Origin of the sequence: Sphingopyxis sp. BSN-002 (assembly GCF_022024275.1) — a bacterium.
Classification (GTDB): Bacteria; Pseudomonadota; Alphaproteobacteria; order Sphingomonadales; family Sphingomonadaceae; genus Sphingopyxis.
In genome coordinates, this window is the sequence record NZ_CP091804.1 from 520,453 (window position 1) to 544,804 (window position 24,352).

22 protein-coding genes are annotated in these 24,352 nt (G+C 65.9%); 12 read left to right on the top strand and 10 right to left on the bottom strand.

Features of this window, described 5'->3' with window-relative positions; translation table 11 throughout:
• Positions 1-12: 12 nt before the first annotated feature.
• The 7 genes from L7H23_RS02705 to tpiA all read right to left on the bottom strand — a co-directional run bounded on the left by L7H23_RS02705 (position 13) and on the right by tpiA (position 6,601).
• Complete coding sequence (locus tag L7H23_RS02705) at positions 13-690, bottom strand: ABC transporter ATP-binding protein (protein ID WP_237837826.1); 678 nt, start codon at positions 688-690, stop codon at positions 13-15.
• Positions 683-1,933: a lipoprotein-releasing ABC transporter permease subunit gene (locus L7H23_RS02710; RefSeq protein WP_237837827.1), complete on the bottom strand. Its 1,251-nt coding sequence runs from the start codon at positions 1,931-1,933 to the stop codon at positions 683-685. The genes L7H23_RS02705 and L7H23_RS02710 overlap by 8 nt, the downstream gene beginning before the upstream one ends.
• A gap of 349 nt (positions 1,934-2,282) precedes the next feature.
• A complete protein-coding gene (locus L7H23_RS02715; protein ID WP_237837828.1) occupies positions 2,283-2,717 on the bottom strand; it encodes a DUF3617 family protein in 435 nt (144 codons plus the stop codon).
• Positions 2,718-2,872: 155 nt separating this feature from the next.
• Complete coding sequence (locus L7H23_RS02720; RefSeq protein WP_237837829.1) at positions 2,873-3,559, bottom strand: Crp/Fnr family transcriptional regulator; 687 nt, start codon at positions 3,557-3,559, stop codon at positions 2,873-2,875.
• A 26-nt stretch (positions 3,560-3,585) separates the two neighbouring features.
• Positions 3,586-5,217 carry a CTP synthase gene (locus tag L7H23_RS02725; protein WP_237837830.1) on the bottom strand — a complete coding sequence of 544 codons (1,632 nt, stop codon included), beginning with the start codon at positions 5,215-5,217 and terminating at the stop codon, positions 3,586-3,588.
• A gap of 113 nt (positions 5,218-5,330) precedes the next feature.
• Complete coding sequence (gene secG, locus L7H23_RS02730; protein ID WP_237837831.1) at positions 5,331-5,765, bottom strand: preprotein translocase subunit SecG; 435 nt, start codon at positions 5,763-5,765, stop codon at positions 5,331-5,333.
• A gap of 86 nt (positions 5,766-5,851) precedes the next feature.
• Complete coding sequence (gene tpiA / locus L7H23_RS02735) at positions 5,852-6,601, bottom strand: triose-phosphate isomerase (protein ID WP_237837832.1); 750 nt, start codon at positions 6,599-6,601, stop codon at positions 5,852-5,854.
• 161 nt (positions 6,602-6,762) lie between these two features.
• On the opposite strand from tpiA, the gene L7H23_RS02740 reads away from it, so the two are divergent.
• The 10 genes from L7H23_RS02740 to lexA all read left to right on the top strand — a co-directional run bounded on the left by L7H23_RS02740 (position 6,763) and on the right by lexA (position 17,030).
• Complete coding sequence (locus tag L7H23_RS02740; RefSeq protein WP_237837833.1) at positions 6,763-8,712, top strand: peptidylprolyl isomerase; 1,950 nt, start codon at positions 6,763-6,765, stop codon at positions 8,710-8,712.
• Between the two features lie 5 nt (positions 8,713-8,717).
• On the top strand, positions 8,718-10,235 hold the full coding sequence (gene trpE / locus L7H23_RS02745) for an anthranilate synthase component I (protein ID WP_237837834.1): 1,518 nt from the start codon (positions 8,718-8,720) through the stop codon (positions 10,233-10,235).
• Complete coding sequence (locus tag L7H23_RS02750) at positions 10,232-11,011, top strand: phosphodiester glycosidase family protein (RefSeq protein ID WP_237837835.1); 780 nt, start codon at positions 10,232-10,234, stop codon at positions 11,009-11,011. The genes trpE and L7H23_RS02750 overlap by 4 nt, the downstream gene beginning before the upstream one ends.
• Before the next feature lie 9 nt (positions 11,012-11,020).
• Positions 11,021-12,097, top strand: a complete 1,077-nt coding sequence (locus L7H23_RS02755) for an alpha/beta fold hydrolase (RefSeq protein ID WP_237837836.1) — start codon at positions 11,021-11,023, stop codon at positions 12,095-12,097.
• A gap of 159 nt (positions 12,098-12,256) precedes the next feature.
• Positions 12,257-12,847 (top strand): aminodeoxychorismate/anthranilate synthase component II, encoded by a 591-nt coding sequence (locus tag L7H23_RS02760; RefSeq protein WP_237837837.1) that lies wholly within the window; start codon positions 12,257-12,259, stop codon positions 12,845-12,847.
• The gene (trpD, locus tag L7H23_RS02765) at positions 12,844-13,842 is read left to right on the top strand and encodes an anthranilate phosphoribosyltransferase (RefSeq protein WP_237837838.1); all 999 of its coding nucleotides are present in this window, start codon (positions 12,844-12,846) and stop codon (positions 13,840-13,842) included. The genes L7H23_RS02760 and trpD overlap by 4 nt, the downstream gene beginning before the upstream one ends.
• Entirely contained in the window at positions 13,839-14,633 is a 795-nt protein-coding gene (gene trpC / locus L7H23_RS02770) for an indole-3-glycerol phosphate synthase TrpC (RefSeq protein WP_237837839.1), read from the top strand. The genes trpD and trpC overlap by 4 nt, the downstream gene beginning before the upstream one ends.
• Positions 14,630-15,100, top strand: coding sequence for a cyclic pyranopterin monophosphate synthase MoaC (gene moaC / locus L7H23_RS02775; RefSeq protein ID WP_237837840.1), 471 nt, complete (start codon positions 14,630-14,632; stop codon positions 15,098-15,100). The genes trpC and moaC overlap by 4 nt, the downstream gene beginning before the upstream one ends.
• Positions 15,097-16,287: a molybdopterin molybdotransferase MoeA gene (locus L7H23_RS02780; protein WP_237837841.1), complete on the top strand. Its 1,191-nt coding sequence runs from the start codon at positions 15,097-15,099 to the stop codon at positions 16,285-16,287. Before moaC ends, L7H23_RS02780 begins: the two co-directional genes overlap by 4 nt.
• 65 nt (positions 16,288-16,352) lie before the next feature.
• Complete coding sequence (gene lexA, locus L7H23_RS02785; protein ID WP_237837842.1) at positions 16,353-17,030, top strand: transcriptional repressor LexA; 678 nt, start codon at positions 16,353-16,355, stop codon at positions 17,028-17,030.
• Here lexA and L7H23_RS02790 read toward each other — a convergent pair.
• Positions 16,984-19,071 (bottom strand): ComEC/Rec2 family competence protein, encoded by a 2,088-nt coding sequence (locus L7H23_RS02790; protein WP_237837843.1) that lies wholly within the window; start codon positions 19,069-19,071, stop codon positions 16,984-16,986. The genes lexA and L7H23_RS02790 overlap by 47 nt on opposite strands.
• 131 nt (positions 19,072-19,202) lie before the next feature.
• On the opposite strand from L7H23_RS02790, the gene gltX reads away from it, so the two are divergent.
• Positions 19,203-20,657 carry a glutamate--tRNA ligase gene (gene gltX, locus L7H23_RS02795; protein WP_237837844.1) on the top strand — a complete coding sequence of 485 codons (1,455 nt, stop codon included), beginning with the start codon at positions 19,203-19,205 and terminating at the stop codon, positions 20,655-20,657.
• A gap of 36 nt (positions 20,658-20,693) precedes the next feature.
• Entirely contained in the window at positions 20,694-21,977 is a 1,284-nt protein-coding gene (locus L7H23_RS02800; RefSeq protein WP_237837845.1) for a citrate synthase, read from the top strand.
• 57 nt (positions 21,978-22,034) lie between these two features.
• Here the strand turns inward: L7H23_RS02800 and L7H23_RS02805 are convergent, their stop codons facing one another.
• Positions 22,035-23,414: a HAMP domain-containing sensor histidine kinase gene (locus L7H23_RS02805; RefSeq protein ID WP_237837846.1), complete on the bottom strand. Its 1,380-nt coding sequence runs from the start codon at positions 23,412-23,414 to the stop codon at positions 22,035-22,037.
• The gene (locus tag L7H23_RS02810; protein WP_237837847.1) at positions 23,407-24,297 is read right to left on the bottom strand and encodes a hypothetical protein; all 891 of its coding nucleotides are present in this window, start codon (positions 24,295-24,297) and stop codon (positions 23,407-23,409) included. The genes L7H23_RS02805 and L7H23_RS02810 overlap by 8 nt, the downstream gene beginning before the upstream one ends.
• Between the last annotated feature and the right edge of the window lie 55 nt (positions 24,298-24,352).

Here is a 24,352-nt window from a genome sequence, read left to right on the forward strand (position 1 = left end):
AAGGCAAGCAGCCTACGCCTCGATATGCCCCTCGTGCAAGCGCAGCACGCGGTCCATCTTGGCCGCGAGCCGTTCGTTGTGCGTCGCGACCAGCGCGGCCGAGCCATGATCGCGGACCAGCTTCACGAACTGGTCGAACACACGGTCGGCGGTCGCCTCGTCGAGGTTGCCCGTCGGCTCGTCGGCGAGCACCAGCAAGGGCCGGTTCGCCAGCGCGCGTGCGACGGCGACGCGCTGCTGCTCGCCGCCCGACAGTTTGCTGGGCTTGTGATGTAGCCGCTCGCCGAGGCCCAGCCGTCCGAGCAGGTCGCTCGCGCGCTCCTCGGCCTCGGCCTGGCCCGCGCCGCGGATCAGCTGCGGCAGCACGACATTCTCGATCGCGGTAAAGTCCGGCAGCAGATGGTGGAACTGATAGACGAAGCCGATCTTCTCGCGTCGCGTCTTCGTGCGGTCGCCCTGATCGATACGGGTGACGTCCTCGCCATCGATCCGGATCGTACCCTCGAAACCGCCCTCGAGCAGCCCCACCGCCTGCAGCATCGTCGACTTGCCCGACCCCGACGGCCCGAGCAGTGCAACGATCTCGCCCTTGCGCAGGTTCGCGTTTACCCCTCGCAGAACGTCGATCGTAACGTCGCCCTGCGTGAAGCTGCGCTTCAGCGCGACGAGTTCCAGCATCACGTCACTCATAGCGAAGCACCTGCACGGGATCGGTATTTGCGGCCTTGTACGCCGGGTACAGCGTCGCGAGGAAGCTGAACACGATGGTCATCGCGGCGATTCCCGTGATCTCGAACGGATCGGGCTTCGAGGGCAGCTCGGTCAGGAAGCGGATCGAGGGGTCCCAGAGCGACTGGCCGGTGATGAACTCGATGGCGCGCAGGACGCCTTGCCGGAAGAACAGCAGGCCGAACCCGATCGCCATCCCCGCGACCGTTCCCGCAACGCCGATCGACAGGCCGATCGCGATGAAGATGCGCATCACCGCGTCGCGCGGAGCGCCCATCGTCCGCAGGATCGCCATGTCGCGCGTCTTGGCGCGCACCAGCATGATCAGCGAAGAGATGATGTTGAATGCCGCGACAAGGATGATCAGCGACAGGATCACGAACATCGCGACGCGTTCGATCGACAGCGCCTCGAACAGGCTGGCATTCATCGATCGCCAGTCGGAAACGACGGCTTTCGCCGCAACCTTTTCGGCAAGCGGCTGCAGGATGTCGCCGACCCTGTCGGGATCGGTGACCTTCACCTCGATCATCCCGACCGCGTCGCCGGTGAGCAGCAAGAGCTGCGCATCCTCCATCGGCATCACGACATAGGCCTTGTCGAAATCATAGACGCCGATCTCGAAAATCGCCGACACGCGGTATGCAATCTCGCGCGGCACCGTCCCGAACGGCGTCGACCGCCCCTGCGGATTGATGATCGTCACCGTCGAGCCGACGGTCGCGCCCAGATTGCGCGCCAGCTCGCTCCCCAGCGCAATATTGCCTGCATTCGGCGTCAGCGAATCGAGACTGCCTTGCAGCACCTTGCCGCCAAGCACATCGTTCTTGCGGATGTCCTGCACGGTCATCCCGCGCACCAGCACACCCTCGACCCGGCCGCTGAAGCTCGCGAGCAAGGGCTGTTCGATCAGCGGGGTTGCCGCCGTAACACCGGGCGTCGCCTTCGCCTGCTTCAAAACATCGCGCCAGTCGTCGAGCCGGCCGCCGAAGCCCTGCACGACCGCATGACCGTTCAGCCCGACGATCTTGTCGAACAGGTCGGAGCGAACCCCGTTCATCACGCTCATCACGATCACCAGCGCCGCGACGCCGAGCATGACAGCCGTGAAGCTGAATGCCGCCGCGACGAAGATGAAACCTTCGCCGCGCTGTGGAAGCAGATAGCGTTTGAAGATGGCGCGTTCGTAAGAGCGCAGGATCATGGGGCGAGCGGCCTTTGGAGCGCATTACGCGGTGCGGTCATGGCCTCGCTTTAGGGAGCGGCGGCGACGCTGGCAAGGAGCGCTGGCGCCGCCATCTGTTGCGACCGATTCGCACAACCTGTTGCCCATCGGCCACAGGCGCGTCGCAAAAGGACTCGCAAATGCCGGAGGGATGGTGACAAACCCCCGATGCGGACCTACCCCAAGGCTTCTGGTTCAAAGCGGCCGAATGGCCCGGCTCCAGGGAGTGCAGATCCTTCGCCGGTCTGCGCACAAGGGGGATGGCGAGTGTTCGTCACAGGCGCCCGGGTTTCGCAAAGCGAGGCCCGGGCGTTGTGATTCCGGTATCTCAGGATTTTGGGCAGGTGCCTGAATAAACGCTCGACGTCTTCATGCTGATCTTCGTCGTGTACCCCGCCCCGGCCGAGAAGGCCGAAGTATCGACATCCGCGGCGAAAGCGACGTCGGTATGAGTTGTTCTTATGCGGGTTTCCGCCTTGAAGCCCCCGTCTGACGAACGACACGAAGCTGTCAGCTGAAGATGCGCCTTGCCGACCTCGACGTCAGCGAAGCTGCAACTGGCGGAAATCGTAATTCCGGGCAACTTCAGATCGGCGGCGCGCGACGCCTTCGGTCCGACGCAATCGACGCTTTTGAACGACGTGCCGATCTTCTCCCGAATCTTTGCCTGAACGTCCGCCGGAGGGGATTTCCCGTCTTCGGCGATCATCTCGATCGCAACGATTTCAGAGGTCGTGTCCCAGCGACCGAGCTTCAGGCCCATCCGTTCGACTATCGCCTGCGCACTCAATGGCGGCGTAGCAAGCGCGGAGGGAAATGATAGCACCCCGGCCGCACAGGGAATTGCCAATATATGGTTCCACCGCACCTTAGCTTCCCCGACCTCATCCATCGATCCGCGAGCGCGGCCGGTCCCGTTCAGCTCTCGCTCTCGCTGATATCCTCGAGCATATCGGCATCGAGCACACGGACGCGACCCTGTTCGAGCGAGATCACGCCCGATTCCTCCCAGCTTCTGAGCTGCCGGTTGATATGCTCGCGGCTCATCCCGGCGAAATTGCCGAGTTCCGTCTGGCTGAGTTCGACGCGGTGCGTCTTTTCGATGCTGTCCTTGCGGATCAGCCGCTTCAGATAGCGCGCGAGACGCGGGCCCGACGCATAGGCGCGGTCGCTCTCGATCGTCTGGTCGGCGGTGCGCAACCGCCGCGCGAGCTGTTGCATCAGCGACCAGGTGAATTCGGGATGGCTCGCCGAAAAATCCTTGAGCGCGTTGCGGCCAAGCTGGAGCGCGCTGCCCGCACTCGTCGCGGTCACCGACGCCGTACGCTCACCGCCGTCGAGCAGCGCGATTTCGCCCAGCACCGCGCCGGGCTCGGCATAGGCGAGCACGATCTCGCGCCCGCCCGCGGTCAGCATCGACACGCGCGCTGTCCCTTCGGTCAGGATCAGCATCATGTCGCCGGGATCGCCCTGGACGAGCAGCTCCTTGCCCTTGGCAAAGCTGATCTGCACCGACCGGCTGGCGATTTCGGCCCAATCCTCGACGGTCAGGCCGGAAAATATCGAATCGGGGCCCTGCAACTCGGCGAGTTTCGCGTGATCCATGCCCCTGATGCCCCTTTTTTGCCTCGTCAGACGAGCCGGCTCTGCTTTACCGCGGCTTCGATGAATCCCTTGAACAAGGGATGCGGATCGAAGGGTTTGGATTTCAGCTCGGGGTGGAATTGCACCCCGATGAACCACGGATGGTCCGGCCGTTCGACGATTTCGGGTAACATGCCATCGGGCGACATGCCAGAAAAGACGAGACCGCCCTTCTCCAGACTGTCGCGATACGCGCCGTTGACCTCGTAACGGTGGCGGTGGCGCTCGCTGATGTCGTTCGCGCCATAGACGGTCGCGACATGGCTGTTCGGCGACAGCTTCGCCTCATAGGCGCCGAGCCGCATCGTTCCGCCGAGGTCGGTGTTCGCACCGCGCTGCTGCAGCCCTTCGGCGCTCATCCATTCGGTGATCAGACCGACGACGGGCTCGTCGGTCTTGCCGAACTCGGTGCTCGATGCGCCGGCGATACCGCTCGTGTTGCGGGCCGCCTCGATGCACGCCATCTGCATGCCGAGGCAGATCCCGAAGAAGGGCACATTGCGCTCGCGCGCGAAGCGGACGCTCGAAATCTTCCCTTCGGACCCGCGCTCGCCGAAGCCGCCGGGCACGAGAATGCCGTGCAGAGGCTCGAGATTTTCGACGAGATTGCCATCATTCTCGAACATCTCGGCGTCGAGCCAGCGGATGTTGACCTTCACGCGGTTCGCCATGCCGCCATGCACCAGCGCTTCGTTAAGCGATTTATACGCATCGGGCAGCGAGACATATTTCCCGACGACGCCGATCGTGACCTCGCCCTCAGGGTGCTGCTTGCGGTCCATGATGTCGTACCAGGCCGTCAGGTCGGGATCGGGCGCGTCGTGAATGCCGAACGCGCGCAGGACTTCGCTGTCGAGGCCCTCGCCATGATATTGCACCGGCACCGAATAGATCGAATCTGCGTCGAGCGCCGGGATCACCGCTTCCTTCCGCACGTTGCAGAATTGCGCGATCTTCGCGCGCTCGCCTTCGGGCAACGGCTTTTCGCAGCGGCAGAGCAGGATATCGGGCTGGACGCCCAGCGAGGCGAGCTCGCGCACGCTGTGCTGCGTCGGCTTCGTCTTCAGCTCGCCCGCGGCGGCGATGTAGGGCACCAGCGTGACGTGGACCGACAATGTGCGGTCGCGACCCTCTTCGTTCCGAAGCTGCCGGATCGCTTCGATGAAAGGCAGCGATTCGATATCGCCGACCGTGCCGCCGATTTCGCAGAGCACGAAATCGAGGTCGTCGGTCTCGGCGCGCGCAAAGGCCTTGATCGCGTCGGTGACGTGCGGAACGACCTGCACCGTCGCACCCAGATAATCGCCGCGGCGTTCCTTGGTGATGATCTGCTGATAGATACGGCCCGAGGTGACATTGTCGCTCTGCCGCGCCGCAACGCCCGTGAAGCGCTCATAATGGCCGAGGTCGAGGTCGGTTTCGGCCCCGTCGTCGGTCACATAGACCTCGCCATGCTGATACGGCGACATCGTTCCGGGATCGACGTTCAGATAGGGATCGAACTTGCGAATACGGACACGATAGCCACGCGCCTGCAACAAGGCCGCGAGGCTAGCCGCCATCAAACCTTTGCCAAGCGAGGAGACCACGCCGCCGGTGATAAAAATGAACCGCGCCATGGGAGGAAAGACTTACTCAACAGGAGGGTGACGGCGCAAGCCGTCGAATCGCAAACGGCGGAAAATATTTCCGCCGCCGCGGGAGCGATGCTGGAGGCCGAAGCCGCCGGATATTATTTCTTGGCAGGTGCCTCGACAGGCGCCGGAGTGGCAGCCTTGCCCGCTTCGAGCGGATCGCCCGAAGCCGGGGCCGTCTGCGCCGGTGCGCTCTGGGCCGGGGTCTGTTGCGCCGGCCCCGTCAGCGCCGACGTCGGCGCTGCGCCACCGCTCTGCGCGGTCTTCGACAGCGAGGTGTCGATCGCCGAACCGCCGGCACCGCCCACCGAAGCAAGCGCCGCAAGCACGATCGACAGGCCGACGAACAGGCTGGCGAGGATCGTCGTCGCCCGGGTCAGGAAGTCCGCCGCGCCGCGTGCCGAAAGCAGGCCCGCGGGGCTGCCGCCGACACCCAGACCGCCGCCTTCGGACTTCTGCATCAGGATGACGCCGATCATCGCCGCGGCAACGAGCGCCTGGACGACGAGCAGGAAGGTGAAGAGGCTGGACATCGAAATTTCCCGGACTTGCACGGTCCCACACGGACCGCGCCCGCGGCGCACATAGAGATGAAGTGCCGCGGCTTCAACCCACAGCGTTAGAGAGCGGCGGCCGCCTCGATGATCGGCACGAACTTGCCCGCGGTCAGACTCGCCCCGCCGACGAGCGCGCCGTCGACATCGCCGGCGCCCAGCAACTCGGCCGCATTCTCGGCATTCACCGAGCCGCCATAAAGGATGCGCATCGTCCCGGCCGCGCTCCCGCCGGCCTGTTCGCCCAGTTTTGCGCGGATCGCGCCATGCATGGCCGCTACGTCGCCCACGGTCGGCACCAGTCCGGTGCCGATCGCCCAGATCGGTTCATAGGCGATCGCCAGCCGCGCCGGATCGAAATCGCCGGGCAGCGAACCCGCGATTTGCGCAAGCACATAATCGGCCGCCCCGCCCGATTCGCGTACCTCGCGCGGCTCGCCGACGCACAGGATTACCGAAAGGCCTGCAGCGAGCGCGGCCCCGGCCTTCGCTTTCACATCGGCGTCGCTTTCGCCGAAGCCCTCGCGCCGCTCGCTATGCCCCACGATGACGAGGCTTGCGCCGATATCGGCCAGCATCGGGGCCGCGACCGACCCCGTGAAAGCACCCGAGGCCGCGGCGTGACAATCCTGCCCGCCAACCGCGGCTCCGGGAGCGGCCGAGATCATCGGGCCGATCAGCGTGAACGGCGGACAAAGCGCGACATCGACACCCTTATTCTCGCCAGCCGCGGCGAAAATCGCCTGCGCTTCGCCGAGCGCGGCGGTCAGCCCGTTCATCTTCCAGTTGCCGACCACATATTTGCGCCGCGCCATAGTCCCGTCCCCTTCGCTGTGACATTGTCGACCTGCCCTAGCGGCGCGCGAGGCGCAAAGGCAAGCCGCTCGCTTTCCCGCCTTGAAGCATCTTCGCCTCCCGCCTAAAGCAGCGCCAAATCGCGCGGCCTCCCGCGCCTGGCCGAAAGACAGTCTGTTTCATGATCACGACCCTCCGCCGCCTCTTCGGATCGACCCTCGGCAAGTTCGTCGCCCTCGCCTTCATCGTCCTGATCGGCGTTCTCTTCGCGCTCGCCGACGTGACGGGAACCTCTTCGCCTCTTGGCGGTGTCGGCGGAGCCAGCGCGGTCAAGGTGGGCGATGCATCGATCAGCATCGAGGAGCTGCGCAATCGCGTCCGCCAGTCCTACAATCAGGCGCGCCAGCAGCAGCCGGGCCTGACAATGGCGGCCTTCGTCGAATCGGGCGGGCTCGATCAGGCGCTGAACCAGACCGTCGACGGCCTCGCCTTCGAACAATTTGCCGAGCAGCTCGGCTTTGCCGTCAGCAAACGCCAGATCGACGGGCGTATCGCCGACATCCCGGCGTTCGCCGGCGTCTCGGGCAAGTTCGACCAGAAGGCGTTCGAAAGCTTCATGCAGCAGAACGGCCTGACCGAAGCGCAAATCCGCCGCGAACTCAAACAGCAGCTGCTCCTCGAACAGCTTGGCGTGCCGATCGGCTCGCTGCCGCGCGTGGCCGCCGGCATGGCACAGCCCTATGCCGCGCTACTGCTCGAACAGCGCCGCGGACAGGCGCTTTTCATTCCATCCAGCGCCTTTGCCCCCGCGGGCGATCCGGGCGATGCCGCGCTTCAGACCTATCTCGCGCAGAACAAGTCGAAGTTCACCATCCCCGAACGGCGCGTGCTGCAATATGCGCTGTTCGATCGCAGCGCGGTCCCGGTTCCCGCCGTCAGCGATGCCGAGATCGCCAAGGCCTATAAGGCCAATGCCGCCCAATATGCGGCGAGCGAAACGCGCCGCTTCGCGCAGGTGATCGCCCCCGATCAGGCGACAGCGAACAGCATTGCCGCAAAGGTTCGCGGCGGCGCTACCCTCGCAGCGGCAGCGCAGGCCTCGGGCCTCTCGGCCTCGACCACCAGCGAACTGACGCAGCAGGCCTATGCCGCGCAGAGCAGCGCCGCGACCGCGAAGGCCGCATTTACCGCGAAGCGCGGCGACGTCGTCGGGCCGCTGCAGGAAGGGCTCGGCTGGACCGTCGCGCGCGTCGAAAGCGTGACGGCGAAGCCCGCGCGCAATTTGGCCGAAGCGACCCCCGAAATCCGCACGGAGCTTCAGAAGAACAAGGCGAACGAGGCGATCGTCGACTATTACAACGCGATCCAGGATGCCGTGAACAGCGGCGCCTCGATCGAGGAAATCGCTGCCGACCGCAAGCTCAAGGTCGAGACGACCCCCGCGCTGCTCCCCAGCGGCCGCGCCCCCGGCCTTCCCGGCTTCGTCCCCTCGCCCGAACTGGCCCCGATGGTCAGCGGCGCGTTCCAGGGCAGCGAGGAAGGCGAAGGCCATATCGCGACGCTGGTCGAGAATGAAAAATTCGCCGTCTATTCGGTCAAGTCGATCGTCGCCGCCGCACCGCCGCCGTTCGCCCAGATCCGCGGCGAAATCCTGTCCGACTGGCGCTTTGCACAGGGTCAGAAGGTTGCCCGCGACAAGGCCCGCGCGATCGTCAAGGCGGTCGAGGGTGGCAAGGGCCTGTCGGAAGCCGCCAATGCGGCCGGTGCCGCCATGGCCGGCGTCCAGACGATCGGCGGCCGCCGTGCCGACCTTGGCCGCGACGGCAAGCCGGTTCCGCCCGAACTCGCCCTGCTCTTCTCGATGGCGAAGGGAAGCGTGAAGACGCTGGAAGTTCCCGGAAACCGTGGCTGGATGGTTCTCGCGCTCGGCGACGTCGACCGCCCGAACCCGAAGGATATCGAACCGGCCCGCGTCGCCGCCATCGCCCAGCCGCTTGCGCCCGCGATCGGGAACGAGCTCGTCGAACAGCTCGCCGCCGAAGCGAAGCGCCGCGTCGGCGTGACGATCAACAAGGAACTGGTCGAGCAACTCCGCAAGGAACTGACCGGCGCCGCGCCGGTCGGCGAATAAGGCCAGTGGCTCTCGAGGGCAGAGCGGCTGCGCTCGAGGCGCTGGCCGGCGGCCGCGGTGCGGTCGTCTGGCAACGGCTGATCGCCGATATCGAGACCCCGGTCTCGGCCGCGCTCAAGCTCATCGAGCCGGGCCGCGGCGACTGGGTGCTCGAATCGGTCGAAAGCGGCGAGACGCGCGGACGCTACAGCCTGATCGGTCTCGACCCCGACCTGCTGTTCGAGGTCACCGGCAATGCCGCGCGCATCAACCGCGACTGGCGCCGCGACCGCGATGCCTTCGAACCGATCGAAGCCGGCGCGTTGCAGGCATTGCGCGATCTCGTAGCCGAATGCCGCTTCGACGTGCCCGAGGGCCTGCCCAAGGCGCTGGCAACGCTCGTCGGCTTCTTCGCCTATGAAACGATCGGCCTCGTCGAGCGCATCCCGCGCGCGCCGGGCAAGGGCCTCGGCCTGCCCGACATGGTGTTCGTCCGTCCGACCATCATCCTCGTGTTCGACCGCCTCGCCGACGAACTCTTCCTGATCGCCCCGATCTGGCCCGAAGCGAGCGGCGCGATCGACCGGATGATCGAGGCGGCACAGGACCGGCTCGACGACATCGCCGCGCGCCTCTCGACCGTCAGCGCGCACGGCGAGCCCGCAAAGACCGATGCCCTGCCCGCGGATATCGCCGCCAATCCGGCGACCAGCCCTGCCGAATTCGCGAAAATGGTCGCGACCGCGAAGGAATATATCGCCGCGGGCGACATCTTCCAGGTCGTGCTGTCGCAGCGCTTCTCGACCCCGTTCGACCTGCCGCCTTTCGACCTCTACCGCGCCCTCCGCCGCATCAATCCCTCGCCCTTCCTCTATTTCCTCGATCTCCCCGGCTTCGCGATCATCGGTTCGTCGCCCGAGATCCTCGTCCGCGTCCGCGACGGCGAGATCACGATCAGGCCCATCGCCGGCACCCGCCCGCGCGGCCGCACCAGCGCCGAGGATGTCGAGAACCGCGAAAGCCTGCTCGCCGATCCCAAGGAGCGCGCCGAGCACCTGATGCTGCTCGATCTCGGCCGCAACGACGTCGGCCGCGCCGCGATCGGCGGAACCGTGACCGTCACCGACAGCTACACCGTCGAATTCTACAGCCACGTCATGCACATCGTCTCGAACGTCATCGGCCGCATCGCGCCCGACAAGGACGCGATCGACGCGCTGTTCGCGGGCTTTCCCGCCGGAACGGTGAGCGGGGCGCCCAAGGTGCGCGCGTGCCAGATCATCGCCGAGCTCGAGGCCGATGCGCGCGGGCCGTACGCGGGCGGCGTCGGCTATTTCGCCCCCGACGGCAATATGGACAGCTGCATCGTGCTGCGCACCGCGATCGTGAAGGACGGCGAAATGCACGTCCAGGCCGGCGCGGGCATCGTCGCCGACAGCGACCCCGCTTACGAACAGCGCGAATGCGAGGCCAAGGCCGGCGCCTTGTTCGCCGCGGCACGCGAGGCGGTGCGGCTCGCCGGGACGCCGGGTTACGGCCAGTGAGGCGCGCCGCGCTGGCCTCGGTCAGCGCGGCCACCCTGCTCGCGGGCTTCATATTCTTTCAGCATTACGGCAACTCGGCGACTCCCGGCGCGCCCGATGCCTGTAAAATTGTGACCTTCGAGGGCAAGCGCTTCACCGAATGCATCGCCGTCCCCGGCAAGCACCGGATCGACACGAAGATCACCGGCTCCGACGGCACAATCTATCGCGGCTTCGCGCGGCTCGCGGCCGATATCGACACCAGCCGCGTCGCCTTTGCAGTCAACGGCGGCATGTACGACGTCCGCAGCCGCCCGATCGGCTATTACGCCGAAAGCGGGAAGCGCCTCTATCCGCTCAACACGCGCGATGCGGGCGGCAATTTCTATCTCAAGCCGAACGGCGTCTTCTTCGGTGACGCCGACGGCAAATGGCGGGTCATGACGAGCGAGGATTTCGCGACGATCGTGAACCGGCGCCCATCGTTCGGGACCCAGTCGGGTCCGATGCTGCTGATCGGGGGCAAACTCCACCCGAAGATCGCCGCCGACGGCACCTCGCTGAAGCTCCGCAACGGCGTCGGCGTCGACGCGGCGGGCCGCGCCCATTTCGTCATCTCGAACGAGCCCGTTGCCTTCGGCACCCTCGCCCGCTTCCTGCGCGACCAGGCGGGCGCCCGCGACGCGCTGTTTCTCGACGGGACGGTGTCCGCGCTCTGGGACCCGGCGCACGGCCGTCTCGACGCGCGCTACCCGCTCGGTCCGCTGATCCTTGTATCGATGCGCAGCGCCGACTAGCCTTGCGCCATGCGCAACTATCTCGCCCCCCTCGCCCTGCTGCTCGCCAGTACCGTTCCCGCATCGATTCAGGCTCAGGCCCAGACGGTCGAAGGCGCCGTCGAGGGCGACGCGATCCTCAAGGATTTCACCTTCGGCACCGGCGAAAAGCTGCCCGAAATCAAGATGCACTACACGACGCTCGGCACGCCGCAGCGCGACAAGAAGGGCAATGTCACCAACGCCGTGATGATCCTCCACGGCACCGGCGGCACGGGAAAGCAATTCTTCCAGCCGCAGTTCGCGAACGAGCTGTTCGGTCCCGGCCAGCTGCTCGATACGGCCAAATATTACGTCATCCTGCCCGACAATCTAGGCCACGGCGGCTCGTCGAAGCCGAGCGACGGCCTCCGGATGCAGTTCCCGAAATACGACTATGACGACATGGTCAGCGCCCAATACCGGATGCTCACCGAAAAGCTCGGCGTGAAGAGCCTGAAACTCATTCTGGGTACCTCGATGGGGTGCATGCACGCCTTCGTCTGGGGCGAGACGCACCCGGGCTTTGCCGAACGCCTCGCGCCCTTCGCATGCCAGCCGGTCGAGATCGCGGGCGAGAACCGCATGTGGCGTACCCTCTCGATCGACGCGATCAAGGCCGATCCTCTTTGGAAGGACGGCAATTATACCGACCCGCCGCTCGGCGGTCTGCGCACCGCCGCCTCGCTCACCATGATCGCGGGCGCGAACCCCTATGCGCTGCAGGCGCAATATCCGACCCGCATCGCGGCAGAGAAATACAAGGACGAGGCCTTCGCGCGCACCTTCGGCCGCAACGATGCCAACGACACCATCTACCAGCTCGATTCGTCCCGCAATTACAATCCTTGGCCGAACCTTGAAAAGATCACCGTGCCCGTGCTGTGGATCAACTCGGGCGACGATTTCATCAACCCGCCTGGCTATTCCTACCCCGAAGACGGCGTGAAACGCATGCCGAAAGCGCGCTACATCCTGATCCCCGCGAGCGCCGAAACCAAAGGGCACGGGACACACACCTGGGCCAAATTCTGGAAAGACGATCTCGCGAAACTGATGGCGGAATAGCCTTGTTTTTCGTCACCCCCGCGAAGGGCGTTCCGAGGCACGTGACTCTGAACGCGGTCCAGCTGGATTCACGCCTTCGCGGGAATGACGAAGCCAGGTTTGCCCCACCGATAGTTCGTAAAGCTTCCCCAACGCCCGCAAGACCGCTAGTGCGCCCCCATGATCCTCGTCATCGACAATTATGACAGCTTCACCTTCAACCTCGTTCATTATCTGATCGAGCTGGGCGCCGACGTGCGCGTCGAACGCAATGACGCGCTGACCGCGGCCGAAGCGCTCGCAACCGGGGCGTCGGCCTTCCTCATCTCGCCCGGCCCCTGCACCCCGAACGAGGCGGGCGTCAGCCTTGATCTCGTCGCCGCCTGCGCCGCCGCGAAAAAGCCGCTTCTCGGCGTCTGCCTAGGTCATCAGGCGATCGGCCAGCATTTCGGCGGCACCGTCCAGCGCGGCCATCTGATGCACGGCAAGACCTCGCCCGTCTGCCACGACGGCACCGGTCTCTTCACCGACCTGCCCTCGCCGCTCACCGCGACGCGCTACCACAGCCTCGAGGTCGTCGACATTCCCGCCGAACTGCTCATCAACGCGACCAGCGACGACGGCGCGGTGATGGGTTTCCGCCATGCCGGGCTGCCGATTCACGGCGTGCAATTCCATCCCGAAAGCATCGCGACCGAGCATGGCCATGCGATGCTCGCCAACTTCCTGACGCTTGCAGGATTGCCGGTCGCGGCGCGACAGGCGGCATGAGCCGTCTCGGCCCGCTTCCCGATCCCGCCGCGCTGCTCGATCATGACGAGGCCGCGGCCGCCTTCACTGCGATCCTCGACGGCACCGCGAGCGACGACAATATCTCCGAATTCCTGATCGAGCTTGCCGAACGCGGCGAGACGATGGTCGAAATCGCCGCCGCGGCGCAGGCGATGCGCGACCGGATGATCCCGATCGACGCGCCGGCGGGCGCGATCGACGTCTGCGGCACCGGCGGCGACGGCCACCACACGCTCAATGTCTCGACCGCGGTCGCGATCGTCGTCGCGGCGTGCGAAGTACCGGTCGCAAAGCACGGAAATCGCGCCGCTTCCTCCAAATCTGGCGCCGCCGACACGCTCGAAGCGCTCGGCCTCGACATGGAGCGCGCCGGCCAGATGGCCGAGGCGCAGCTCGCCGATCTCGGCATCTGCTTCCTTTTCGCCGCACATCATCACCCGGCGATGAAGCGCATCATGCCGATCCGCAAGGCGATCGGCCGCCGCACGATCTTCAACCTGATGGGTCCGCTCGCCAACCCCGCGCGCGTGACGCGCCAGCTCGTCGGCATCGCGCGCCCCGCCTATGTCCCCGTCTATGCCGAGGCGCTTCACCGGCTCGGGACCGAGCATTCGCGCGTGATTTCGGGCGATGAAGGCCTCGATGAACTGTCGCTCGCGGGCGGCAACGAGGTTGCGGTGATCACTCCCGAGGGTGTCCGCATGCAGCGCAGCGTCGCCGCCGACGCCGGCCTGCCTACGCATCCCGTATCCGCGATCCGCGGCGGTGATGCGCAGGAGAATGCCAAGGCGCTCTGCCGCCTGCTGATGGGCGAGAAGAGCGCTTATCGCGACGCCGTGCTCTACAACGCCGCCGAGGCGCTCGTCGTCGCCGGAGCTGCCGAAAACCTGCTCGACGGGGTCGAGGAGGCCGCCGAGGCTATCGATAAAGGGCTTGCCAACGCGCTCCTCAATTGCTGGATCGCGTATAAATGAACAAGCTCACCGAAATCCTCGCCACCAAGGCCGAAGAGGTCGCGACACGGCGGCAGGCCTATTCGGTCGCCGACCTCGACCGCATCGACGCCGGCGCGCCGCGCGGCTTTCAGGCGGCCCTGCAGGCGAAGATCGACGCTGGCGGCTATGGCCTGATCGCAGAAATCAAGAAAGCTTCGCCATCCAAGGGACTGATTCGCGAAGATTTCGATCCCGCCGATCACGCCCGAGCCTATGAAGCCGGCGGCGCGGCGTGCCTCTCGGTCCTCACCGATGCGCCCTATTTTCAGGGCCACGAGGAATTCCTGATCGCCGCGCGCACCGCATGCGGCCTGCCGGTCCTGCGCAAGGATTTCATGATCGACCCCTGGCAAGTCGCCGAGGCGCGCTCGATCGGCGCCGACGCGATCCTGATCATCGTTGCCGCGCTCGACGACGGCGCGATGCGCGAGATCGAGGCGGCGACTGTCGAACGCGGCATGGACGTCCTTGTCGAGGTCCATGACGAGGCCGAACTCGACCGCGCGCTGACACAGCTCCAGTCGCGCCTGATCGGGGTCAATAACCGCGACCTCCGCACCTTCGAGACCGATCTCGCCGTCACCGAACGTCTCGCGAAGCTCGTCCCTCCGGGCACCTTGCTCGTCGGCGAAAGCGGCATCGCAGCCCATGCCGACTGCCAGCGCCTCGCCAAAAGCGGCGTAAATGCGTTCCTCGTCGGCGAAAGCCTGATGCGGCAAAGTGACGTCACGACGGCAACAAGGGCCTTGCTCGAAGGGGCCACCGCATGAGCCGCCCGACGCACCTCGATGAAACGGGTGCGGCGCATATGGTCGATGTCGGCGCCAAGCCCACTACTGAACGGCGCGCCGTCGCGGGCGGCCGCATCACCATGTCGGCGGATGCGCTTGAAGCGATCCGCAGCGGCAATGCGCCCAAGGGCGACGTTCTCTCGACCGCGCGCATCGCCGGCATCATGGCCGCCAAGCGCACCGCCGACCTGATCCCGCTGTGCCACCCGCTCGCGCTTACCAAGGTCGCGGTCGAGTTCGATTGGGAGATGGACGGCATTTCAGTGCGCGCGACCGCCGCGACGACCGGCCCGACCGGGGTCGAGATGGAGGCGCTCACCGCCGCCTCGGTCGCGCTCCTCACCCTCTATGACATGGCGAAGGCGCTCGACCGCGCGATGATCCTCGGTGACATCCGCCTCCTCGAAAAGAGCGGCGGCCGCTCGGGCGACTGGCGCGCCGAATGAGCGGACTGCTTCCCGTCGAGGAAGCGCAGGCGCGCCTGTTCGCGCTCCGCGAACCGCTGGGGGCGGAGAATATCGCATTTTCCGAATCGCTTGGCCGCTATGTTTCGCAAGCCATCGTCGCCCGCCGCGATCAGCCCGCCGCGCCGCTCTCGGCGATGGACGGCTATGCGGTGCGCTTCGCCGACCTGCCGGGACCATGGACGATCATCGGCGAAAGCGCCGCGGGAAGCGTTCCGTCCGCGCCGGTCGGCAAGGGAGAGGCGATGCGCATCTTCACCGGCGCGTGGCTGCCCGATGGCGCCGACACGGTGATCATTCAGGAAGATGTGGCGGCCGACGGCACCACATTGCGCCTGTCGACCGCCGATACGATCCAGCCCGGCCAGCATATCCGCGCCCGCGCCAGCGACTTTGCGACCGGAACGACGCTCGTCCCCGCCGGCACCCGCCTCACTCCCGGCGCGATTGCGGCCGCGATCATGAGCGGCGCCGGGCAGCTCACCGTCGGCAGGCGTCCGCGCGTCGCGATCCTCACCACGGGCGACGAACTCGTCCAGCCCGGCCACGCCCTCGCCCCCGGCCAGATCCCCGACAGCAACGGCACGATGCTCGCCGCGATGCTGGCAGGCGAACCCGCAGTCGTTACGCTGCCGCTCCACATCCGCGACGACCGGACGATCTTGTCGCGTGTATTGAAGGATTTGGCGCGACGTCACGACGTCATCGTGACCGTCGGCGGCGCCTCGGTCGGCGATCATGACCATGTCCGCGGCGCGCTCGGAGACGCCGGCGGCAGCATCGATTTCTGGAAGATCGCGATGCGCCCGGGCAAGCCGCTGATCGCCGGCAGCATCGGCGATGCGCTGCTCCTCGGACTGCCCGGCAATCCATCGTCGGCCTTCGTCACCGCGACGCTGTTCCTGATCCCGCTCGTCCGCCATCTCGCCGGAGCCCCGAGCCCGCTGCCCGACATCCATCAGGCGCCGCTTGCAAGCGCGCTGGGCCCCGGCGCCAAACGCCGCGACTATCTCCGCGCCCGACTCGATCGCGGCGCGCTCACCGTATTCGACGGGCAGGACAGTGGACGCACTGCTCCGCTCGTCGAGGCCAATGCGCTGGTCATCCGCGAGATCGGCGTACCCCCGCGCGCCGCGGGCGAGCAGGCGGACTATATCGCGATCGCTTGACAAGTTCCGCTTTGTTCCATTATCGTTCTCATTATGTCCGGAACTGGCATCATGGAGAACGACCGATGTTGACCGCGAAGCAGCATGAACTGCTCCACTTCATTCAACAGCGCCTCGACGCGAGCGGGATTTCACCCTCGTTCGAGGAGATGAAGGAAGCGCTCGGCCTCAAGTCGAAATCGGGCATTCATCGCCTGATAAGTGCCTTGGAAGAAAGAGGTTTTCTCCGCCGCCTCCCCAACCGCGCCCGCGCGCTGGAGGTGCTGAAGGTCCCCGAAGCCGCCAAGACGCCCGTGCGCAACGATAATATCGTTCCGCTCCGCAAACCCGCGCCGGCGCTCAAGCCGATCGCCGCGAACGACATCATCGAGGTACCGCTGCACGGCAAGATCGCCGCGGGCGTCCCGATCGAGGCGTTCGAGGATCACAACCAGCTCGCGGTGCCTGCCGCGCTGCTCGGTGCCGGCGAACATTATGCGCTCGAGGTTTCGGGCGACTCGATGGTCGAGGCAGGCATTTTCGACGGCGACTATGCGCTGATCCAGAAGGCCAGCACCGCGCGCGAGGGCGACATCGTCGTCGCGCTCGTCGATGGTCAGGACGCGACGCTCAAATATTTCCGTCGCGAGGGCAAGATGATCCGGCTCGATCCCGCGAACAGCGCGTATGAACCGCAGCGCTACGAAGCCGGACGCGTCATCGTGCAAGGTCGGCTTTCGGGACTGCTTCGTCGTTACCACTGACCAGCGGCGCATGGCGCCACGGATGGCCGTCGCCCGCATCCAGCGTGGCGACGGCCTTCGGCTTTTTACCGAGATAGATCGCCAGCCCGCCGCTTTCCGCCAGACTGTCGCGATCGATCGTCAGCCAGCGCGCGGCGCACTCGCGCGGCAACCAGCGGTCGCTGATCACGACGTCGGCCGCCCTGCACGCCGCCGCCATCTCTTCACCCTCGATCCTGTCCCGACCTCGCGAGGCAAGGATGATGCGCCCCTCTTGCACCCATCGACAAAAGTCCGGATTGCATTCGACATGATCGAGATCGGCCAGCGCCCCCAGCGGCGCATCGCTTCCCGCCGCCTCGTTCATCGTGTCGCGCACGAAATCGCCGGCACGGTCGCGGAGGAGCGCATACCCACCTCCGGGCGCTGCCACGGCTATATTACGTCCATCGCTCGTCACCAGAAGGTCGGGGCGCGGCTGCATCAACAGCGCCAGCATTCCGGCGAGTAACGGAACAGCGCCCCACCAGCGCCAACGGGTCGACCAGATCAATATCCACAGCCCGCCGAAAGCCGCCATCGCGAACCCCCAAGGCGGGAAGCGCGGCAAGGTCGCAACCGCGCCCGGTGCCTCCGCGACGCGATGCGCGAGCTGAATGAGCAGCGTCAGCGCTTGTTCGGTCACCCACCAGAAGGGGGCTCCCAGCCCGACACTATCGAACGCCAGCGCCAGCGCTTCGGCGGGCATGATGACAAAGGTCGTCAGCGGGATCGCGACCACATTGGCGAGCGCTCCATAAAGCCCTGCCTTGTGAAAATGAAAGAGCGCGATCGGCGCCAGCGCGACTTCGACGGCGATCCCGGTAATCAGCAGCCCCGCAAGCCCGCGCCCCCATCGAAAGACGATAGGCTCCTCGCGCCGCGCCATGAAGCGTTGCATCGTCCTGCTTTCATGCAGCGCGACGATTGCCGTCACCGCCGCGAAACTCAGCTGGAAGCTCGGCCCGACGAGCGATTCAGGTCGCCAGACCAGCACGATCAATGCCCCCGCCGCAACCAGCCGGAGAGTCAGCGCCTCCCGCCCCATCAGGAAAGCAACCAGCACAAGCAACGCCGCGATCAGCGAGCGCAAGGTGGGCACCTCCGCGCCTGCGAGCCAGGTATAGCCCGCGCCGGCAAGTGCCCCGGCAGCCGCCGCGATCGGCAGCACATAACCGCCAAGCGCGATCCGCCGGCTCAACGCTAGCAGGCGCATCGCAAGAAACATCGCGAAGCCGATCACGGCGGTGACATGCAGCCCGCTGATCGACAGCAGATGCGCGAGCCCGCTACGCCGCATCGCTTCCTCGTCCTCGGACGAAATCGCGCCGCGGTCGCCGGTCACGAAGGCCGCGGCGATACCGCCCGGCGAGCCCGCGATCCGGTCGTGGATATGCGCGCTCAGCCGTGCCCGAACCGGTTGCCCCCCTCTCCCCGCGTTCGCGCTGCGCGACACGTCGCCAAGGACCGTTCCGACGGCGCCGATCCGGTCGAACCATGCCCGCTGCGCGAAATCATAGCTGCCCGGAAGGCTCGCTGTCGGGGGCGGCATCAGTCGCGCGCGCAGTCCGATCCTCTCGCCAGGGGCAATCCCAGTGCCCGCCTCGCCGGCCAGCGTTACGCGAATCCGCGGCGGCAAGTCCTCGCGTGCCTGCGGCCGCACGATCAGCCGCGTCTGGTCTTTCGCCGGCAGCGGTTCGACCGCCTCGACCTCGGCCGAAAAGGCCGTCGTCGCCGGTCCGGCAAGAATCGGCGCGGCCACCCACAGCGCCCGCGCCCATATCAGCAACAGTCCGAGAGCCATCGCGCCGAATCCGATCGCCGCCATTCTGCCGGTTCGACTATGCCAGCCGATCAGCAGCCCACAGAACAGTCCGCCTCCCAGCAAGAACAGAAGCCCGGCCCAATGCATGGTTGCCGGCAAGATGAACCAGGCGGCGATCCCCGCGCCCGACGCGACAGGCAGCCACAGCCCCAGCCTTTCGCGCTCGGCTTCAAGCTGCGCCTCCAGCGCATGAAACAACCGCCGCCAGCCGGCTACCCCGCCCGGACCAAAGGTCGTTTGAAGCCGCCTTGTCGCCATGCTAGGGGCTGCCCCGATCCTGTGTACCGGTTCCGTTTCCGGCGAACCAAAACTGAGTGAAAGAGGCCATAGTGGCAACCGAAACCCCAACCGATTTGGCAGAAGCGACCGGCGCCGCAGTCGTGACGCGCTTTGCTCCCTCGCCGACCGGCTATCTGCACATCGGCGGGGCGCGCACCGCGCTGTTCAACTGGCTCTTCGCGCGCCATCACGGCGGCAAATTCCTTCTCCGCATCGAGGACACCGACCGCGCGCGATCCACCGATGCCGCGATCGATGCGATTCTGGACGGAATGCAGTGGCTCGACCTCGACTGGGATGGCGAGACCGTATTCCAGTTCGCCCGCGCGCCGCGTCACGCGGAGGTCGCGCACGAGCTGCTCGCAAAGGGCGATGCCTATCGCTGCTATCTGACACAGGACGAACTCGCGGCGATGCGCGCCGAAGCGCAGGAAAAGCGTATTCCCTTCCGCGTCCGCAGCCCCTGGCGCGACCGCGCCGACGGTGACCCGTCGGTTCCGCACGTCCTGCGGTTGAAGGCTCCGCAGGAGGGTGAAGTTACGATCCGCGACAAGGTGCAGGGCGACGTCACCGTGCAGAATGCCGAACTCGACGATTTCGTCCTTCTCCGCAGCGACGGGACGCCGACCTATATGCTGAGCGTCGTCGTCGATGACAATGACATGGGAATTACGCACGTCATCCGCGGCGACGATCATCTCAACAACGCTTTCCGCCAGCTCGCGCTGATCCGTGCGATGGGCTGGCGCGAGCCGGTTTATGCACATGTCCCGCTGATTCATGGCGCTGACGGCGCGAAACTCTCGAAGCGCCACGGCGCGCTCGGCGTCGACGCCTATCGCGACGAGATGGGTTATCTTCCCGAAGCGGTGAATAACTATCTCCTCCGCCTCGGCTGGGGCCATGGCGACGACGAGATCATCAGCCGCGCACAGGCCGTGGAATGGTTCGATCTCGACCATGTCGGCCGCTCACCCTCGCGTTTCGACTTCAAGAAGCTGGAGAATCTCAACGGTCATTATATTCGCGAGGCCGACAACAGCCGCCTCGCCGGGCTCGTCGCACCGCGCATCGAAAAGCTGGTCGACCGCGCGCTGGACGATGCCGACCGCGACCTTCTCGGCCGGGCAATGGAGTCGCTGAAGCCCCGCGCCAAGACGCTGGACGAAATCGCCGAGGGCGCGCTCTTCCTCTTCGAAACGCTGCCGCTGGCAGTGGACGAAAAGGCGGCGCAGGTGCTAAAGGACGCCCCGGAGGGAGTGCTCGCCAGCGTCACCGAAAAGCTGCGCGGCCTGAATGACTGGAATCCCGAAGATATCGAGGCCGCGGTTCGCGAGACGAGCGAGTCGGCCGAAATAGGGCTCGGCAAACTGGCGCAACCGCTACGCGCCGCGCTGACCGGACGGACGGTGTCTCCGGGGATTTTCGACGTGTTGCTGCTGCTCGGCCGCGACGCGAGCCTGGCGCGACTTGACGCAGCGCACAATTATCCGGCAGGGGCGTAACCGCAACGCCTCCCGCCCTATCATCAGGGGAAGAAAATGACCGATACCGCAAAGATCACCCTGGGCGACACCACCGTCGAAAGCCCCGTGCTCAAGGGCACGGTCGGCCCCGATGTCGTCGATATCCGCAAATTCTATGCCCAGACCGGCGCCTTCACCTATGATCCCGGCTTCACCTCGACCGCGAGCTGTGAATCGGCGATTACCTATATCGATGGCGACGAGGGCGTTCTGCTCCACCGCGGCTACGCAATCGGCGACCTCGCCGAACATTCGAGCTTCATGGAGACCTGCTATCTGCTGCTGAACGGCGAACTGCCGAACGCGCAGGAACTGGCCGAATTCGACACCACGATCACGCGCCACACGATGCTGCACGAGCAGCTTGCGACCTTCTACCGCGGGTTCCGCCGCGACGCGCACCCGATGGCGGTGATGTGCGGCGTGGTCGGCGCACTCAGCGCCTTCTACCACGACTCGACCGAGATCCACGATCCGCACCAGCGGATGATCGCCAGCCACCGTCTCATCGCGAAGATGCCGACGATCGCGGCGATGGCGTATAAATATTCGGTGGGCCAGCCCTTTGTCTATCCCGACAATTCGCTGAGCTACACCGGCAACTTCCTGCGGATGACCTTCGGCGTTCCCGCCGAGCCCTATGAGGTGAACCCGGTCGTCGAGCGCGCGCTTGACCGTATCTTCATCCTCCATGCCGATCATGAGCAGAATGCATCGACCTCGACCGTTCGCCTTGCCGGCTCGTCGGGCGCGAACCCCTTTGCGTGTATCGCGGCGGGCATTGCATGCCTCTGGGGTCCGGCGCACGGCGGCGCGAACGAAGCCGCGCTCAACATGCTGCGCGAGATCGGCCGTCCGGAACGCATTCCCGAATATATCGCGCGCGCGAAGGACAAGGACGATCCGTTCCGCCTGATGGGCTTCGGCCACCGCGTCTACAAGAACTACGATCCGCGCGCGACCGTGATGCAGAAGACCGTGCGCGAGGTGTTCGCTGCGCTCAAGGTCAACGACCCCGTGTTCGAAGTCGCGCTGCAGCTTGAGGAAATGGCGCTCAGCGACCCCTATTTCGTCGAGAAGAAGCTGTTCCCGAACGTCGATTTCTACTCGGGCGTCATTCTGTCGGCGATCGGCTTCCCGACGACCATGTTTACCGCGCTCTTCGCTCTCGCCCGCACCGTCGGCTGGGTCGCGCAGTGGAACGAAATGATTTCGGACCCCGCACAGAAGATCGGCCGTCCGCGCCAGCTTTACACCGGCGCAACGCATCGTCCGTTCGTTCCGGTCGACAAGCGCTAACTGCCAGTTTCAGACGTTTTCGAGCGGCGGTGCAGGAAACTGCGCCGCCGTTTCGATTCACACGTCGCGTGCCGGCAGGCTCAGCGTAAAGCGCGCACCCTGCCCCGGCGCGCTCTCGACGGTCAGGTCGCCATCCATCGCCCGCGCCAGACGCCGCGCGATGTAGAGTCCCAGCCCCGAGCCACCACTGTCGGTGCGGCCCAGCCGTTCGAATTTCTCGAACACGACCGCCTGTTGTTCGCTCGAGATTCCCTGCCCCTGGTCGGCAACGGTGATCATCGCGCGGTCGCCTTCGCGATCCACGCGGATCCATATCTGCGAATTGTCGGGCGAATAACGGATCGCATTGCCGAGCAGGTTGAGCAGCACCTGCAATACGCGGCGAAACTCGCCGGTCGCCGGCATCTTGTCGTCGACTTTGGGCGCGTCGATGCGAATGCCCTTTTCCTCGGCCTTCATGCCGAGCAGCCCGACCGCGCGACGCGCCAGATCGCCGAGATCGATCTCGTCCGCGGCCGCCTTGAAACCCGGACGTTCGATATTCTGGAGATCGGCCAGATCATCGACCAGCCCGAGCAGATGGCGCCCTGCGTGCGCGATATCGCCGGCATAGCGCGCATAGTCGGCGCGGATCGGCCCGTCGAACTGTCCCGAGATCGTCTCGGCGGTCGCAATGATGCGGCTGAGCGGCCCGCGCAGGGCACCGTCGATCCGGCGTCCGAACTGCGGATCGGATAGCGGCAATGATCCGAAGGCGGGGTCGACCGGTGCGGCAGCGTCCGGCGACGGGCTGGTCTCGAAGCCTGCGTCGATGCTCGTCGTACCCCGGAACCCCGTGAAACGACCGGTTGCGTCGAAAAGCGGCTCGCCGACCAGGATCATCGCAATCCGCGACCCGTTGCTATCGGCCTGGACCTTTTGTCCCTCGAACGCCGACTGTCGTGCGAGCGCGCGCAATACCGGAAAGCGACCTTCCTCATCGGGCTGCAACTCGAACAGCTCGGACAGCGAACGCCCTTCCCAATCCGTCGGCGCTAGCGGGGCTCCGTCCCCTTCGCGCAGTGCGACCATCCGCAATTGCTGGTCGCATTCCCAGCTCCAGCTTCGCGGCCGCGCCGCAAGCTCGCCGACAACCGGCATCTGCGGCATGACTGTGGGCCGCGTCCGCCAGTCACTGATTTCGAGGTTTGCGCCGTCTTCGTCGGGAACGACGCGGACGAGCGCATGAATGTCGCTATGGTCGTCGGCTGTATAGAGCGGCCGCGAAATATCGCGCTGCAACCGCTGCGCCAGCGCAACCAGCCGCGCGAGATGCGGAAGCGCAAGCGGTTTGCCGATCCCGGCGCCCGCACGCTGCTGAAGTCGCATCAACGGCGCATCGGCGCTGACAAGTGCGCCCGCGCGGTCGATCCGCCCGCGGATGATGCGATCAGTCACCGGCGCCTCCGCCGTCGACGGCTCGTGCCGGCAACATCGCGAGCGACGCCTCAAGCGGCGCCAGCGACGCGCGATCCAGCTTCAACGGCGCCAGCAGGATGGGCAACGCCGCGGCTGCAGAGCTCAGCAAGGCAAGCGCCATCTCATCAAACCTGCTCCGGCCTGCGGCACTTGCGAGCGCGACAAACGCCGCCCAATCGTGCCGCGCTATCGCTGATGTCGCCGCCGCGGCCAGATCACCCTGCTCCGCGAGCCGGTCGTGATAGAGCCTCGCTGCGGCGTCGATCCCGCTCGCGGTGGCCAGCCGGTCGGTCGCATCGCGGACGGCCTCCCCCAGGTCGGCGGCCAGCTTCTTGTCCTTCGCGACCTGCGCCAGTCGCCACCCTGCGATATCGAGCAACAGGGTACGAAGCAGGCCCGCCGGAATGTCTGCAAGTGCTACGCGCGGCGAGCCATAGGCATCGAACCGGCGGCGATCGGCGATCCGAAGCGCCAGATAGGCGCGATCGACGTCCGAAATCGGGGAAGCAGCGGGCGCTTCGTCGTTCCCCTCTGCCAACGGGGGCGGGGTCCCGACGCGTTGCGCCGACTGTTCGCGCCAGCGGTGCTCCTCGGCGCGCCCGAAACAGACTGTAGTGATCCGTTCGGCCGCGGGCACCCCAGCGGCGAACCAGTCCTGCCACAGCACCGCGCCGTCGATCGCGGGATCGAGCTCGGCCGCGACATCGGCGACAAGGCGCCGCGCGATGCCGAGCGCCAGCGCGCGCTGCTCCTCGGTCAGGCGTCCCGCCGAGGGCGCCGCAAGAAAGCTCGCAAGCTCGCGCAGACGCGCCGACAGAATCGGCGACGGCAGATCGATGCCCGAGGAGAAGGATTCAGCCATGCACGCCCGCGATAGCAGCATGTCGTTAATAGGCATTAAACCTTGAAGACGGTTG